12 protein-coding genes are annotated in these 15,366 nt (G+C 49.6%); 4 read left to right on the top strand and 8 right to left on the bottom strand.

The window, feature by feature from the left end:
* The first annotated feature begins 9 nt into the window (after positions 1-9).
* Positions 10-987, top strand: a complete 978-nt coding sequence (locus tag K0H59_RS04200) for a LysR family transcriptional regulator (protein ID WP_220054750.1) — start codon at positions 10-12, stop codon at positions 985-987.
* 75 nt (positions 988-1,062) lie between these two features.
* Positions 1,063-1,686, top strand: a complete 624-nt coding sequence (locus K0H59_RS04205; RefSeq protein WP_220054751.1) for a LysE family translocator — start codon at positions 1,063-1,065, stop codon at positions 1,684-1,686.
* Between the two features lie 88 nt (positions 1,687-1,774).
* Here K0H59_RS04205 and K0H59_RS04210 read toward each other — a convergent pair whose 3' ends face one another.
* The 3 genes from K0H59_RS04210 to zapE form a co-directional block, all read right to left on the bottom strand.
* Positions 1,775-2,710: an NAD-dependent epimerase/dehydratase family protein gene (locus tag K0H59_RS04210; protein ID WP_220054752.1), complete on the bottom strand. Its 936-nt coding sequence runs from the start codon at positions 2,708-2,710 to the stop codon at positions 1,775-1,777.
* 236 nt (positions 2,711-2,946) lie between these two features.
* On the bottom strand, positions 2,947-3,384 hold the full coding sequence (locus K0H59_RS04215; RefSeq protein ID WP_088211003.1) for a MerR family transcriptional regulator: 438 nt from the start codon (positions 3,382-3,384) through the stop codon (positions 2,947-2,949).
* 50 nt (positions 3,385-3,434) lie between these two features.
* A complete protein-coding gene (zapE, locus tag K0H59_RS04220; protein ID WP_220054753.1) occupies positions 3,435-4,637 on the bottom strand; it encodes a cell division protein ZapE in 1,203 nt (400 codons plus the stop codon).
* A gap of 229 nt (positions 4,638-4,866) precedes the next feature.
* Between zapE and K0H59_RS04225 the strand changes: the two genes are divergently transcribed.
* On the top strand, positions 4,867-5,709 hold the full coding sequence (locus K0H59_RS04225; RefSeq protein ID WP_220054754.1) for a polymer-forming cytoskeletal protein: 843 nt from the start codon (positions 4,867-4,869) through the stop codon (positions 5,707-5,709).
* Positions 5,710-5,714: 5 nt separating this feature from the next.
* On the opposite strand, the gene K0H59_RS04230 is transcribed toward K0H59_RS04225, so the two are convergent.
* Together K0H59_RS04230 and K0H59_RS04235 are read right to left on the bottom strand one after the other, a co-directional pair.
* Positions 5,715-7,253, bottom strand: a complete 1,539-nt coding sequence (locus K0H59_RS04230) for a pitrilysin family protein (RefSeq protein WP_220054755.1) — start codon at positions 7,251-7,253, stop codon at positions 5,715-5,717.
* Entirely contained in the window at positions 7,250-8,665 is a 1,416-nt protein-coding gene (locus K0H59_RS04235; RefSeq protein WP_220054756.1) for a pitrilysin family protein, read from the bottom strand. Before K0H59_RS04235 ends, K0H59_RS04230 begins: the two co-directional genes overlap by 4 nt.
* A gap of 162 nt (positions 8,666-8,827) precedes the next feature.
* On the opposite strand from K0H59_RS04235, the gene K0H59_RS04240 reads away from it, so the two are divergent.
* The gene (locus K0H59_RS04240; protein ID WP_088210999.1) at positions 8,828-9,655 is read left to right on the top strand and encodes a M14 family metallocarboxypeptidase; all 828 of its coding nucleotides are present in this window, start codon (positions 8,828-8,830) and stop codon (positions 9,653-9,655) included.
* A 99-nt stretch (positions 9,656-9,754) separates the two neighbouring features.
* Here K0H59_RS04240 and K0H59_RS04245 read toward each other — a convergent pair whose 3' ends face one another.
* The 3 genes from K0H59_RS04245 to K0H59_RS04255 all read right to left on the bottom strand — a co-directional run bounded on the left by K0H59_RS04245 (position 9,755) and on the right by K0H59_RS04255 (position 14,875).
* Positions 9,755-10,669 (bottom strand): L,D-transpeptidase family protein, encoded by a 915-nt coding sequence (locus K0H59_RS04245; protein WP_088210998.1) that lies wholly within the window; start codon positions 10,667-10,669, stop codon positions 9,755-9,757.
* Between the two features lie 171 nt (positions 10,670-10,840).
* Positions 10,841-12,397 carry a nitric oxide reductase transcriptional regulator NorR gene (norR, locus tag K0H59_RS04250; RefSeq protein ID WP_220054757.1) on the bottom strand — a complete coding sequence of 519 codons (1,557 nt, stop codon included), beginning with the start codon at positions 12,395-12,397 and terminating at the stop codon, positions 10,841-10,843.
* Positions 12,398-12,589: 192 nt separating this feature from the next.
* The gene (locus tag K0H59_RS04255; RefSeq protein ID WP_220054758.1) at positions 12,590-14,875 is read right to left on the bottom strand and encodes a nitric-oxide reductase large subunit; all 2,286 of its coding nucleotides are present in this window, start codon (positions 14,873-14,875) and stop codon (positions 12,590-12,592) included.
* Positions 14,876-15,366: the final 491 nt, after the last annotated feature.

Below are 15,366 nucleotides of genomic sequence, written 5' to 3' on the forward strand. Positions count from 1 at the left end.
TAATCATCTATGGATAAATCTTCCCAAGGCCAACTTAAACTTCGGCACTTAAGCTTTCGTTTGCTCGAGGTGTATGTGCAGGTTGTCAGGCTTGGCAATATCTCAGCCGCCGCGCGCGCCTTGCATCTCACTCAGCCTACCGTTTCGCTACAACTGAAGAAATTGGCCGATATTTTAGGCGAGCCTTTGTTGGTAAGCACAGAGGGGCGAATGCAGCCGACCTTAGTCGGGCAAGAGCTCTATCGGGTTGCCTGCGATACCTTGAGTCGTTTCGAAGACTTCGATGCCTTTATCCAGCAGGCGAGGGGGGGCAGTGTGGGCCATATCAATATCGGTCTAGTTACCACGGCAAAATACGTGATGCCTCGGATTCTAGGGGCCTTCTATCGCCAATTTCCGCAGGTCAAAGTCACCTTAAATATTGGCAATCGTGCGCATATTTTGGGGCGATTCGAGCGTCAAGAAGATGATTTATATCTTTTTAGTCATCCACCCAGTGGTGAGCATGTGTTATCGGCGCGGATCATTAAAAATCCGCTGCAACTGATAGCCCCTAAGGATCATTGGGCGGTTGAGCGCCAACACCTCAACTTTAATGAGTTGAAACAAGAGCGCTTTATCATGCGCGAGCCGGGCTCTGCCACGAGGCTAATGTTTGAATCTTGGTGTAGCGCCCAAGGGATTGCCTTGAGCGACACTATGCAAATTGAGAGCAACGAGGCGATTCGGTTGAGCGTGGCGTCGGGCTTAGGTTTATCGGTAATTTCGGCCCACACTCTGCAAGAGGGGCGTGAAAAACCTGCAATATTGTCGGTGAACGGATTTCCACTGGAGAGTAACTGGTATCTGGTGGGGCGCAAGGATAGGCGCTTACCCTATGCTGCAATGCAGTTGGTGTCGTTTATGGCGAGCCAACTTGCAGACTGTATTGAACCTGAGTGGGTCGCTGCGGATATTCAGCAGTTAAGTCAGCGATTTAATGGATGATACTCGCCTTGGCGCAGCAGTGGGGATAGGGTAGTTTAAGAAAATATGTTGGTGCCGATAATCAGGGGAATATAAATGGAGCTAGATTCGTTGCTGATGTTTGTGATTGCGTGCCTCTCAATCAATCTGATCCCTGGGCCCGATGTGGTCTACATCGTTTCGAACACTATGAAGGGTAAGATGGCCAGCGGTCTTAAAGCGGCGTTAGGATTAGGCGCGGGTTATTTTGTGCATACCTTGGCCGCTTGCTTAGGGCTCTCCGCCATTATCTTAAGTTCGGCCTTGGCCTTTAATATAGTGAAATGGCTCGGTGCGGCTTACTTATTGTATTTAGGTGTAAAAGCTCTGATATCCTGCTGGCAGGGCCAGAGCAGAATAGTGATTGGCGACAACGCCACGTCAAACACCAATGTGTTTTTACAGGGCGTGGTGGTGAGTGTATTAAATCCTAAGGTAGCGTTGTTTTTCCTATCATTTTTACCGCAATTTATCGACCCCGCCTCGGGCGAGGTTGCCACGCAGCTGTTGATCTTAGGCTTACTCTTCAGTGGCTTAGCAACCTTGGTCAACCTGTTATATGCCGCTAGTGGCAGCTGGCTATTTAATCGAGCCGATTCACAGCGTTACGCTCGCGGACTTGAGGGCGTTTCCGGCGTGTTATTGGTCGGCCTTGCCGGAAAAGTCGCTATTAGCGACTGATAACCCAAGCGTCTGCCTCTTACTCTCTGCCAGTTAGTGAATGCATGAGATGGCGTCACACTTATCCACGACGCCATCGAGCATACTCTCAGATTAACTTGCGTTCCTTGGCGATTTCAGCCAGCCCTTGTTCAAAGCGAGTGACCTTAAAATCAGGGAAGCGGGCTTTAAATTTATCGGAAATAAACAGGTTGTCGCAGCGATAACGGGGCAGCAATTCTCCCGCATCACGTATGGTGGGGTTGAATTTACCTGCGAGCCACAGTTGCCATTCTTTGACCACAGTATATCGAGCAGATACTTTAAAAATGTCGGCTGCAAGAGTAATAAATTCCTTATAGGTCAATCTATTGTCATCACAGGGTAAGTGCCATGTTTGGCCATAGGCATCGGCAGTATTCCCGAGTAAGGCCATGGCGCGACTGGCATCTGGGGTGTAAATCAAACTGCGTTTCGTATCGTCACGTAAAAACACTTTGGCCTTTTTCCCTTGGGCGAGATTGTCGATAACCGTTGTATTGGTGATGCTTTGGGTTTGGCCTGGACCGTAAAATTCTGGCGCGCGGCAGATCATCGCTTCGAGTCGCCCGGCCTTCATCTCATCGAGTAACATTTGGGTGATGTCGCCCCTCACGCGGCCTTTGGCACCATTGGGTGCAAATGCTGCATCCTCGTGCTGCGACGCCGCCGTTTGCGAATACATATAGGTATTATCGAAATACACCAGCTTGGCGCCGTGAGTCTTACAGGCCTGGATAACATTACCCATGATAACAGGCCATTGCTCGACCCAAAGCTGAGTATCCATTGGCAGTCCCGCCGTGAGATAAACGATGTCAGAGCCTTCCACCGCGGCTAAGGTTTGTGCTAAGTCGAGCAGGTTGGCGCTCTTTAACTCGTCCGTGGCATTCACTTTTTGCGGTTTACGGCTAACAAGGCGAATGTCACAGTCAAACTCGCGGTTAAGGCTAAGGGCTAGTTCTCTGCCGATTTGGCCATTGGCTCCGAGTATGGTTTGTCTCATGTTTTCTCCAAAGGGATGACTCGTTTGCCGCTATCCTAAGGTTAAAGCTAAGTTTAAGGTCAATAGCCAATCTTGGGATTATTCGCTTGAGCTTAAACCGCACCTAGTGATGCCATAAGAATAAAGAAGCTAGTTGGAATGTGGTGACTCATTTAGGCTAAATCCACTGCCAGCAAAGTGGTGGCCAAAAAGAGGGGGCCGTTATTGTCTTCGATGTGAGGCTTTCAGTGATCGGGTTATTTGGACTTTGGCTGCGATTGAGTGGGTAAAATATCCCAACCGAATTGAGACATCACCCGCTGCGCATTGGTTTGGCAGTCCATATCTTGGGGTTTAGCCTCAATTTCGGTTAAGACCTCCAATAACTTGGCTTTGTTGAGTGCGATTTTTCGCTCGATTTCTTCGAGATCGTTGACCTTTTGTCTTAGCGTAGTGAGTAAATGTTGATGATCCCAGTTGGCCAGATCGGCTGGCAGTAATAACCGCAGTTCATCGAGGCTAAATCCCGCCTGTTGCCCAGTGGTGATCATCTCGAGCGCCATCACGGCCTCAGGCGGATAACTGCGGTAACCATTCGCTTGACGTTTCACCGCTTTGAGTAAACCAATGCGTTCGTAGAATCGGATCCGCGACGCCGCAAGTCCAGTCTTTTGGGATAATTCACCAATATTCATCTTGATATCACTTTTTTGCTGATGTTAATCGTGACCATGGGCGTTACGACTCATTCTACTCTTTGCTGGCTCATTTCAATGAGTCGGCTATAGGTGCGGCGAAACTCAAAACTGAGGGCGCCGCCTTGGTAAAGTTCGCTCAGTGGCACTTCGCAGCTTAAATATAAGTTCACCCCTTGGTCGTATAACTCATCGATAAGGCTGATAAAACGCCGTGCGGGGTCGTCGTTAGCTGCGTAGGACAGTCGCCGCTCTCCCGTGGTGGCCGCTTGGTTGTCGCCTGTGCCATCTTCAGTGCCGCGGGCGCGGATCCAACCTTTTACTTCGCCCCCGAGTCTGGGCACATTACTCAGCATTAACACCTTAAATCGGCTTGCAATTTCAATATAGTCGAGTTGCGAGCGCGGGCCATCGCACAGGGCATGAAAATCAAACCAGGCGACCGAAGGCTGCTGGCCTTCAGCAGTGGCGCGCAGGACAGGAATATCCCGCTGACAGACGCGCAACGTGCTGGTTTCAAACGCGGGCGCACCATGCGTCAGCGCCGTGAAAATGGTCTCGAAATCCAGTGTGCCAGTCAGGCCAATATTCTTTGAGGTGGCGGCAATGGCCTCTTCCGACGGCTCGTGATTCAAGGCGTGCAACCTGTGGTCTTGCTCGCCATTGAGATGCTGCATTTGGGTATGGGTTTGGAGCAGGGCAATGCAGGGTAAAAATCTGTGTCTGGCGAGGCCATTTTCATATAAGCGTTCGATGGGTATGTTGGATGTAGCGACTAGCACCACCCCTTGGGCAAACAAGGTTTCAAACAAACCGGCGAGGATCATGGCATCCCCTATGTCTGAGACAAAAAACTCATCGAAACAGAGCACCTTGCACTCCTGCGCTAGATTTTTTGCGATCAGCTTAAGCGGATCGCGCTGCCCTGCATGTTCCTTTAAGGCTTGGTGCACCCGCGCCATAAAGCGATGAAAGTGCAATCTAAGCTTTCCCTGTGGTGGCAGGGCATCGAAGAACAAATCCATAAGAAAGGTTTTACCCCGACCGACATCACCCCACAGATATAAGCCTTTGATTGGCTGAGCGTCTGTTCGACCAATAATCTGCTGATACAGCTTATCTAAGGCGAGCACCGCCTGTGCCTGCGCGGGATCCTCAATCAGCTCGGCGCCGATTTTGGCCTGATAAATGGCCAGAGGTGATTGGGGTGCGGTTGCCGTTGTGAGCGGGTTTAAGACCATGGAATTTGTCATCAATTGAGCCATTGTTATCCCTTTGCGGCAGCAAGCTAGGGCTTATTTTGTGTGAGGTGCTAAGCCTAAGTCTGCTGAAAAACCTTGCCAGCCTAACACAGTTAATTAGCGGACTAAAATCTTACCTAAAACCGACTCAAGTTAAATATCAAAGGAATCCAATGCTTTATTCTTCAGGTATTTTCACTTAACATCTTTTTCACAAAAATAATGAGATGGAATTAAACCTATGGGTAGCAAAGGTAATGGTGTCACTTTTATCAGTGCCTCAACCTCCATTGAGGGCGAGATGCAACTGGCGGGCACGGCATTAGTTGCGGGGAAATTAGCGGGAAATATCCGCTGCGCCGGACAGATTAAAATCGAGCTTGGTGGCGAAGTTTCGGGTGAGCTCAGCTGTGATGAACTGAAAGTCTGCGGAGTTTTTCGCGGCAAGGTGCGTTGCAATAAATTAGTGATTGTCAGCTCTGGTACGGTCGAGGGCGAAGTGCTTAGCCACCAATTAGAAATTTATGAGGGCGGGCAATTTATCGGTCAGCGCATTATCGGCCAAGAGTTGGAGCATTTACCCGAGCTATTGCAAACCTTAGCGCCAGAAAGCACAGCCCAAAATACTAAAACCGCTCAGACCAACGCCTTATATGCTCGGGATAATCAGCCGGGGGCGCGCAAATGGTTACCCTATGGCGCCGCGGCCGCCGCCGTTATTGTGCTGGTCAGTGTCATAACACCAGCAAAGTTAACTACTTGGCTAAGCACCCTTGGTCAACCAGCGGCCATTACAGCAAATACTGCGCAGGGGGATGCCCTGAATAGTGAAACTCTGCTGCCATCCCCCGTGAAAGATGACTCGCTCGCCAAGGATAGCGGTGCCGCAAGCGATAACGACACACAAACGGCTTCAGCCATGGCATTGGATAGCCATGATGGCAGTAATCCAGAACATCCAAGCGAAGGGCATCCTGATATGGAATCTGGCGCCGCCATGGAAGACTTAGCGCAAATGGAGCAAGGCCATGCCCAGATGTTACAACAGGGCACTGCGAGCGATGTACCTAGCGGTAAACTCTAAAAAAATTAATCGTTTACTTTGACAACCTCTAGCTGCCAGCCCGGCAGCTTGTGGGTGAGGTCGGCCGTTATCCTATCGACATCCCCCCGTAAAATCACCAAAGGTTCGCCGCTAAAGGCTTGCTGAGTTAATTGCTGTAACTGAGCGGGCGTCAGATCCTGCAGCTTTACATTCATAGCTTGGTTCGACAGGGGATCTAATCCCAACACCAGTTGATGAATAAACTGGGTTTCACGCTGGCTGGGATTGTCTTGCGTTAACAGCGCTTCACCAATCAGATAGGTTTTAAGGGCGGCAATTTCCCCTTCGCTCGCGGGCGTCGAGGCCAGAAGGTTGAGATGATCTAAAATCCCCACCACAAAGGCGCCCGTGTGCTCTATCGCCGTACTGCCATAAAACTTAATGCTGGTGGCGAGCGGCGCATTAGCGCATTGGCCGTAAATGCCATAGGTTAAGCCCCGCTGTTCACGTAAGTCGTAATAGAGCCGGCCCGAAAAACTGCGTCCCAAGATGGCGGCTAAACTGCGGCAAGCGAGTGGAATATCTTGTGCTGATAAGTGTTTATCGTCGAGGGCATAACCAATTCGTACCTGAGTCTGTACGCTGCCCGGCGCATCAATCAGATAGATAGTGTGGGACTGCTTTATCAACGAAGTCGCTCGATTAAACGGCTTTGGTTTAGTTGATCTTGTGGGCAAGCTTAAGTTTGTATTACTCGGCCACTGGGCGAGGCTTTGCTTGAGATCAAACTCGGCCTCTTCAGCCTCTGTGCCTTCTAAAAACAGGTGCCACTGTGCTTGGGCAAACGTGCGCTGCTGCAATTGCGACAGTTCACTTAAGGTGAGTGAGTCGTACAGTGCCTGATTATTGATGGTCTGATTATAGGGATGTGTCGCCCCAAGGAGTTTATCGCGCCAGACTTTATCAATTTCAGCGCCACTAAAGGCATTTAAGTGCTTATTGAGTTTCAATTGGCGGCGGATATTGTCGATATCGACCGCTGCCACTCCATGTTCGCTAAACGCATCGGCTTGCCAAAACTGTATCAATAGGCGGTAGAGATGATTAACCGGCATGGGGCAGGCTAGGCTCAGATTGATACTGTGCAGGGTAACGCGAGTCTCGAAGGTTTCAAGGCAAGCATCGGGTTGGTTAAGCGCCAGACTACGGGCTTTCTCCTGCAGGGCGAACTGTAAAATATCCGGATTTTCGAAGGGCATGCTGGGGCTAATGGCTACAAGGCTCACCCTATTACTCAGTCCTTGGCTGCTGTGTGCTGTGTGGAGCTGGTAGGGGAGTGTTAGGCCATCGGGAATTATATCGATAAAAGCCGGTTCAGTGGGCAGGCGGATCAGCCCCACCTCCGGTAGTTGAGTTGGGATATCGAAGCTTGCCAAACTGGGCGCTTGGGTGGCGGTAAAGTTCAGCTGGGTCTGTTGGCAAGCCATTAGCGTGATACTGAAAAGACCAAGGCTCATGGCTTTTAGGCCTTTAAGGAGAGTTGGCGCTATTGCCAATCTACTGAATGGAATCGTTTTTATCATAGTACGGCGTCCTCAAGGCTATCGCTCACACCCGATGGCAGCCACTCCAGCAACGTCTTGCCAACGCGGATATACCAAGGCGGTAACAGGTCAACCCTGACCATATTGTTGGTAAAGTAGAGCGTGGCAACCCGTTGAAGATCTTCTGTCGTCACTGAGTTAATCCGTTGCCATTGGGCAGTTAAGGGATGCGTTTGGTCTTGTTTCGCCGTGGCGGATAGCAGAGTGGCGAGCGATTGAGTGTTATCGAGCTGTGCTAACTGATTGTTCAGCCAGGTTTGTTTGAGTTGGCACAGTTCAGCGTCGCTCAATGGTGTCTGCTGCACTTTGGCAACCACGCCTAAAACCTTTTCCGTTAAGTCATCGAGGGAGGTTTTGGCCCTAGGCACTAAGACCAGATTGGTTATGCCATGATTTTCCAGTTCAAAGGGCTGTGAATAACTCAACATTTGCGCCGGATCGTGCTGGCTGATTTGGGCTATAACGCTGCGGGTATTTTGGAATAAATAGCCTTCGAGCAGGCGAATGGCGGCAGCGTCGGGATGATTTTTACCCACAGTATGCCAGGCGAGCAGTAAGCCGGACCAAGGACCGCGCTCATCAATAAGCTCTGCATGTACGGGCTTAGGCGTGATTTTTAGTTCATCAAATTCGGCTATGGGCTGAACAGGCGTAGACCAAGCATTAAAGTGTTGTGCTATAAGCGACTTGACGTTTGAGGGAAGCTTGCCGACTAAGGATAACTGCATCGCATCGGGACGATAATGGGCGCGGTGAAAGGCGATTAAACGCTCGGGACTCGCCTCGGTAATATCCTCACGACTGCCAATAATACTGTGGCCGTAGGGCGTAACTTTAACTTGCTCTAGCAGAAACTCCATCGCACTGCGCACATAGGGCTGGTTATCTATGGTTTGCGCCATTTCTTGGAGCACGGTTTCCTGCTGATTTTTTACCGTAGTCTCGTTCAAATCGGGGCGAATAAAACGATCGGCCTCGAGGAACAACCCCAAGCTTAGAGCTTGGCTTGGTAGAGTGACGTAATAATTGGTGTAATCGAAGTGAGTGCTGGCATTAAAATGCGCTCCAAGGGCACTTAACTGTTGGGCATAGCTGTCGCCGGGTGCCTGCTCACTGCCCTTGAAGAGCATGTGCTCGAATAAGTGCGCGTAGCCAGTTTGGCCCTTGGCCTCATTGCGCGCGCCGACATTAAATTGGCTGGCAATGGTCAAGGTATGCTTATCCGCTTGCGGCAAGAGGTGCACAGTGAGGCCATTGGCTAAAGTGTAAGTCTCAATTTGCGACTCGAGTTGATACAGGCGCTCGGCGCCCGTTATCTGGCACTGCGCCTTAAGCGAAGGGCTAAGCAACGCGATAACTAGGCCGAAATAACCGTTAAGGTATGGTCTCATTTAGCATCCTATCTAAATTACCCTCTGAAGGCTTTCATCTGTGTGCTTGTGTGAGCAGCTTAACCTACTCCTCTGATTTCATCTAAATCAGTTGAATAGCATTCAGTTTTTGAAAAGAACTGCTATGATGGCACAGTTCTTTTTCTGGCATAAGTACAAGATATGGTAAGCAGATCTCCGTTCGAATCCTTTCAGTGGAAAAGCGATATTTTTAACTGTGAAAGCACTGATATCGATAATTTTTATCTACAGCTTGAGCAGGAAATGTCCCGTTTGGGGATGGTTGAGAAAAAACTCGGTGAAGTCGGCAAATACAGTGTCAGTCTGTATCAATCTCCCGCCGCCAAATCTGGCTTACCTTCGTTATTGATCAGCGCAGGGTTTCACGGTGAAGAATCGGCAGGCCCGTGGGGCTTACTGCACTTTTTAAGTGAGGCATCGGCCGATTTATTCGAACGGGTGAATTTGAGCATTCTGCCTCTGGTGAACCCAACCGGCTTTAAGCGTGGCCACAGATTTAACAAGTTTGGTGAAAACCCTAACCGTGGCTTCGTGTTTGAAAACGGTAAACCTAAGGCCAACGAGAGCACTTCGGTGGAAGGTAAGCTGCTGTTGGATCATGCGCAGTTACTCATCGCGGCGAGCCGTGACGGTATTTTAACCTGCCATGAGGACGTACTGAGCCGTGAGGCTTATGTGTATTCCTTCGAGCCAAGCCAAGTGCCGGGACGTTTTAGTCTCGATTTACGCGATACCTTAGGGGGCTATTTCCCTATCGCCGCTGACGGTGAGATTGATGGTTGCCCTGTTAAAGATGGCTTGATTTTCAATCACTTCGATACCTCATTTGAGGCGTGTTTAGTGCGTAGCGGCGCGCGTGTCGGTGCCTGTACCGAAACCCCCGCACTGCAAAACTTCGACCAACGCATCTTGGCAAATAGCGCGGCAATGACCCATTTCTTGGCCCTTTGCGCACCATTATGCGATTGAGCCGATAGGTTTTATTTCGATTGAAACAAAAATACCCGCCTAGGCGGGTATTTTTATGGGCGCAGCGGCATCAACCGCTGCAATCTATTACTTTGCCGATTATTGATTAATAATCGTTGGCACGCCTGTACGCTCATCGAGCAGCTTTTTAATCACGGCTGAATCGGTATCGGCCTTGGCAATAAACTTAGCGATATCTTTCGGTAAGGTCAGAGAGACGGGCTCTTCTGATTCAAACTCGGCAATAGTGCGTGACAGTGGTTGGTGCACGGCTAAGTAGCGCTTACCGTCTGGCTCTTCGGTCGCTTTAATCGGTTGGTTCACAAATTGTACTCGGGTACCCACTGGAACCGTTTTGAATAAGTGTTCAATGTCATCGTGGCGTAAACGTACGCAGCCTTGGCTGACACGTAAACCAATACCGAAACTGGCGTTGGTACCATGGATGGCATACAAGTTACCTATGTAGAGCGCGTAGAGTCCCATTGGGTTATCGGGACCGGCTGGCCATACCGCAGGCAGAATTTCGCCCCTTGCGGCATATTCTTTACGAATACGTGGGGTTGGTGTCCAAGTTGGGTTAGCGCGTTTACGTTGAACACTGGTGACCCAGTTTTCAGGGGTATCTTTACCAATTTGACCAATACCGATGGGCAGCACTTCAACGGTGTTCTTACCTTTTGGATAGTAATACAGGCGCATTTCGGCGACGTTGATCACTATGCCTTCACGCGGTGCATTGGGCAGAATGAGCTGTTGAGGAATTAATAGCTTGCTGCCTGGTGTAGGTAGGAAAGGATCCACGCCAGGGTTTGCTTCCAGCAAGTTGCTTAGACCGAGTTGGAATTTAGCGGCAACATCTTCGAGGGTGTGTTTACCCTCTGGCACTGTGTAATACAGGTTCTCGCCAACTAACCGACTCTTCGAAGACGGTAAAGGGTATTCCGTTGCTAAAGCGGAAAGACTCGGAAAAACCAGAGTCAATAATAAAGCTGTGGTGCGAAGCATACTCATAAGCGGATACTACGATTCCTGTTAATAAAATAACCTGTTTTACGCGGCTTTTTCTTCCCAAAACAGGGCGGCAAATTGTCGGGCAAAGTGCACTGGCGCGCGAAGCTCGCATCCTTCCTTATTTTGGCCATTATTTCAACTGAAATATGATCCGTACGGCGTATTTATCACTTATTTTAGCCTTAAGCGTTTTGCGAGACGATGCAAATTGCCTGGGTCGAGTCCTAAGGCTCTGGCCGAGGCGGCCCAATTGCCATGATGCGCCGTGAGCACTTGCTGGATATAGTCACGCTGAAAGGTGTCGGTCGCTTGGGCTAAACTGACGCCTTCCAACGGGCGAAGCTGTGTTTCGTTTACGCTTAAACTTGTCGATGCGCTTGTTTCTAAAGGACTTTGTTTAAACGGTAAATCAAAATGTTGTGGCGCTATGGTGCAGCAGCCATCCTGTGCCGAGACTCGCGCCAGTACGGTCGCCCTGTGAATGGCGTGCTCGAGCTCGCGCACATTGCCCGGCCAGGTATATTGATTGAGCAAGATTAAGCTACTGGGGCTGAAGTTAAGTTGTTTCATCCCAAGCTTTTGCCTATATCGCTCGGCAAAGAATCCGCTCAACAAGGTGATGTCCTGCTCGCGCTCGCGCAGTGGCGGCACCAGCAGGGGAAACACGCTCAACCTATGGTAAAGATCGGCCCTAAAACGGCCAGCCAGCACTTCCGTTTTCAGATCCTTATTGGTGGCAGCAATGATACGCACATCGACTTTAAGGCTGCGATCATCCCCCACTTTCTGAATATCGCCATATTGTAAGACCCGCAGCAACTTGGCCTGAAGCGTGAGCGGAAGCTCGCCAATCTCGTCTAGAAAGAGTGTGCCCTTATCGGCCATTTCAAACTTGCCACTGCGATGGCTAATGGCACCGGTAAACGCGCCTTTGATATGGCCAAAAAGTTCACTCTCGGCAACCGATTCAGGAAGCGCCGCGCAATTGAGATAGACCAAGGGTTTGTGCTGTCTCGCGGATTTTTGATGGATTGCCTGGGCGACTAATTCTTTGCCCGTTCCTGTCTCGCCTAAAATCAGTACGTTAAGGTCGCTATGGGCAACGACTTCAATCTCACGATTCAAGCTTTGCATCTGGGGCGAGTTACCTATGATTTCGGCATCGTGGTTAAGGTTCGGGCTCTTTTCCTGCACATGGGTCGAGTGGCTATTGAGTGCCATGCGCTCCAGTTTTTCAACCAGCAGGGCGTTGCTTAAGGATGCGGCGGCAATCGCACTTAAGCTGCGCAGCTCAGTATTACTGAATTGATCGAACTGCAGGGGATTAAAGGCATCGATGGTCACGGCGCCGATAAGCTGTTCGTCGGCAAATAAGGGCAGTCCGATACAGGCATGAACCTTCAATGCCCCGGTTTGATTGGGGATCAAGCCATCGTAGGGATCGGCCAGTTCACTGTCGGCGGGAAAGCGCACTATATCGCCTGCACGGGCAATGGCTTCAAGCCTTGGATGTTCATTCAGGATAAAGCGTCTGCCGAGCACATCCTCGTTCAAACCGTCGATAGCCAGCGGGGTAAAATAGTGTCCATGGAAGGTGAGTAACGCTGCCGCATCACAGTGTAGGTTAGCTCTCACCGTATCGAGCAAGCGTGTGAAGCGATCCCTGTGGGCTAAACCAGAGGTGATATCCAGAGCGATACGGGTAAGGTCGGTTTGACTAAGGGCCATAAAAACTCCTGCAGCGAGGTTCCCCTGATTTATAGCATTGATTGTTATATTGACACAGGTTATTTAGACACTGGTAACCGTTATTGCGGTATGGCTCTAAAAGCGTGGTAAACGATAAACGGCGCAGGCCCATCAACTAAGCAACCAAGGTGCCTAAACGACACCTTGGTCAGAATGGATTAATTGCTGTGGTTAGTGATGGGGTTGTAAGACTTCCTGTTGCACTTTGGCTGGTTTATTCAGGGCTTTTCTGATCAAATCGAGCAAGAAGGCGCCCATTAAGAGACCGCCGATACTGAAGATGACATCCCCAAACATACGCATCCAAACCAGCTTTTCAACCAGCGGACTATGGATCACTTCTGGCGAGCGGGCGAACCAATATCCATGGTCGATGACGGCAAAAAACTGTGTAATCCCCACGGGTAATAACGACATGAACACCATAGCCGCTAGGCCAATATTGAGGCTCCAGAAGGCGCCTTTGAGCATTTTGTCATTCCACTGCATATTGCCGGTGAGGCCCCGTAGGCAGAAGAGCATCAAGCCCATGCCAAGCATACCGTAAACGCCCATAAAGGCGGCGTGACCGTGGGTGGCTGTGGTGTTTAATCCTTGAATGTAATAGAGCGAGATAGGTGGATTGATTAAAAAGCCCAGCATACCTGCACCGACTAAGTTCCAAAACGCGGTCGCCACAAAGAACATAATCGCCCAGTGATAACGTTGCATCCAACCACTGGCTTTGCGCAGACGGTAGGTTTCCATCGCTTCAAAACCAATTATGGCGAGGGGGACGACTTCTAAGGCGGAGAAGATGGCGCCCCAGGCGATCACTGAGGTCGGCGTGCCAGTAAAGTAGAGGTGGTGTAGGGTGCCAATCAAACCTCCTGTTAAGAAGATCACTGTCGTGAATAACACCGCACCGTTGGCACTGCGACCGCGGATTAAACCTAAACGTACCAACATCAAGGCGATAACGGCGGTGGCAAAGGTTTCGAAGAAGCCCTCAACCCACAGGTGTACAACCCACCAACGCCAGTATTCTGCAATTGCTAAATTGGCGTGTTTACCCATAAAGAGGCCGGCGCCATAGAACAAACCAATCGCCACGCAGGAGGCATAGAGTACCCAAATCACAGGGCGCATCTCGCCTTGCACTTTAAGGGCGGGTTTGATGGCGGCGGTGACTAAGGCTAGCCATATCAATAATCCAACGAGGAGTAAGATTTGCCATACTCGGCCAAGATCTATGTACTCATATCCTTGATGACCAAAGAGGAAATTCATATCGAGGTCAAAATACTGCTGCACCCCAATCCATTCGCCGGCCATGGAGCCAAGCACTACGACGACTAAGGCTACCCAGAGTACGTTCACGCCAAGACGTTGGTATTTCGGCTCATAACCCGATAAGGCGGGAGCAATATACAGCCCAGTGCCTAACCAGGCTGTGGCTATCCAAAATACCGCTAATTGGGTGTGCCAAGTACGAGTCACTGAGTAGGGCAGTATTTCCGAAATCGGTAAACCGTAAAACTCTTGACCTTCAACCGCATAGTGCGCTGTGATCCCGCCGAGTAAAATTTGCAGTAAAAACAGTCCAATTGCCGTGATGAAGTATTTGCCGACGGCTTTTTGTGAGGCGGTGGGCTTAGTGAAAAACAGCGGATCTTGCTCCGAGGGCTTGGGTAGACTCTCATGCTTGCCGCTCGCATGGTGCCAGATTAATCCGCCAATCCCCGCAATTAAGGTCACAATGCTGAGTATCGACCAGACGATATTATCTGAGGTCGGTGTATTGCCTAGTTGGGGATCGAAGGGCCAGTTATTAGTGTAGGTATAGGGGGCATCGGGGCGCTCGGTGATTGCCGCCCAGGCTCCCCAAAAGAGGAACGCATTGAGTTGTTCGCGGCGCACTAGATCGGGCACAGTGCCTTCTTTCATGGCGTATTGTTCACGAAGGTTGCTGAGTTCTGGATCGCTCCCAAACAGGGATAAATAATGCTGCTCGACCTTATTTATCGCCTCGATACGAGTGTCGGACAAGCGGATCAGCACAGTGCCATCGGCCTGTGGCTCGACGCTGTTATGGCGTAAATCTTCCCTTAATGCCTGCTCAAGCCCAGCCTTTTGTTGGGAGTTTAATTGGGCAAACGGCGTTTGATATTGCTGCTCAGCGCGAATATCGAGCCAAGCTTCGGCTTCTCTGTGTAACCAGTCGGCGGTCCAATCCGGGGCAACATAAGAGCCATGTCCCCAAACCGACCCCAGTTGATGGCCGCCCATGGAGCGCCAGACCAATTGACCTTGTTCGATATCATTTTCGCTAAACACAACCTGACTATTTACATCGGTAAATGCAGTGGGGATTGGCGGTTTTTCCCGATAAATTTCACTGCCTATGCTCAGCAGCACAGTGAATGAAGCAATCAGCACTATTAACAGTGCGATAGCGGTGAGTTTTTGTTTGCTCATAAGTCTCCTTGATGCAACGTCATTTTGATACGTTTCACCTGCTATTGCGTAATACGTGCCAAACCTTTTTGTTGTTGAAAATAAAGAAGAATATAACTTTTATTCTATGCTTAATTGTCTTTTTGATACTGAATGTTGATTGTTGATATGACAGCGATTGTCTTTATGACAGCTTTAGAGGCTTGTATGTCGATAACACAATGGAAAAGGTGATTTTATCTATGCTTTCAAGTTATTGCAGAGTTTAACTGGACTTAAGCCGACTTTTAGCGAATACGGCATATTTTTATATAGTTATCCTCGCGATTTTGGCGGTATACAGTGAGTTTATATGGAATGCTATTTTTAAATATATTGATAAATAAAGATTTTATCTTGTTTATGAGCTTGGGTTCATGTTCGATAGGCGTTTGTGGTTGTACTGGTTTTTATGTAAAAGTTAGTCAAAATGGCCTTTCACTGAGGATTTGGATGTAGATGTTTGAAATTTA

Source organism: Shewanella sp. FJAT-51649, from assembly GCF_019457435.1.
In the GTDB taxonomy this organism is placed as follows: domain Bacteria; phylum Pseudomonadota; class Gammaproteobacteria; order Enterobacterales; family Shewanellaceae; genus Shewanella; species Shewanella mangrovisoli.

Excerpts from the sequence above, each read along its gene's own strand:
- K0H59_RS04200 (WP_220054750.1), top strand. The coding sequence starts at position 10 with ATGGATAAATCTTCCCAAGGCCAACTTAAACTTCGGCACTTAAGCTTT.
- K0H59_RS04205 (WP_220054751.1), top strand. The coding sequence starts at position 1,063 with ATGGAGCTAGATTCGTTGCTGATGTTTGTGATTGCGTGCCTCTCAATC.
- K0H59_RS04210 (WP_220054752.1), bottom strand. The coding sequence starts at position 2,710 with ATGAGACAAACCATACTCGGAGCCAATGGCCAAATCGGCAGAGAACTA.
- K0H59_RS04215 (WP_088211003.1), bottom strand. The coding sequence starts at position 3,384 with ATGAATATTGGTGAATTATCCCAAAAGACTGGACTTGCGGCGTCGCGG.
- zapE (WP_220054753.1), bottom strand. The coding sequence starts at position 4,637 with ATGACAAATTCCATGGTCTTAAACCCGCTCACAACGGCAACCGCACCC.
- K0H59_RS04225 (WP_220054754.1), top strand. The coding sequence starts at position 4,867 with ATGGGTAGCAAAGGTAATGGTGTCACTTTTATCAGTGCCTCAACCTCC.
- K0H59_RS04230 (WP_220054755.1), bottom strand. The coding sequence starts at position 7,253 with ATGATAAAAACGATTCCATTCAGTAGATTGGCAATAGCGCCAACTCTC.
- K0H59_RS04235 (WP_220054756.1), bottom strand. The coding sequence starts at position 8,665 with ATGAGACCATACCTTAACGGTTATTTCGGCCTAGTTATCGCGTTGCTT.
- K0H59_RS04240 (WP_088210999.1), top strand. The coding sequence starts at position 8,828 with ATGGTAAGCAGATCTCCGTTCGAATCCTTTCAGTGGAAAAGCGATATT.
- K0H59_RS04245 (WP_088210998.1), bottom strand. The coding sequence starts at position 10,669 with ATGAGTATGCTTCGCACCACAGCTTTATTATTGACTCTGGTTTTTCCG.
- norR (WP_220054757.1), bottom strand. The coding sequence starts at position 12,397 with ATGGCCCTTAGTCAAACCGACCTTACCCGTATCGCTCTGGATATCACC.
- K0H59_RS04255 (WP_220054758.1), bottom strand. The coding sequence starts at position 14,875 with ATGAGCAAACAAAAACTCACCGCTATCGCACTGTTAATAGTGCTGATT.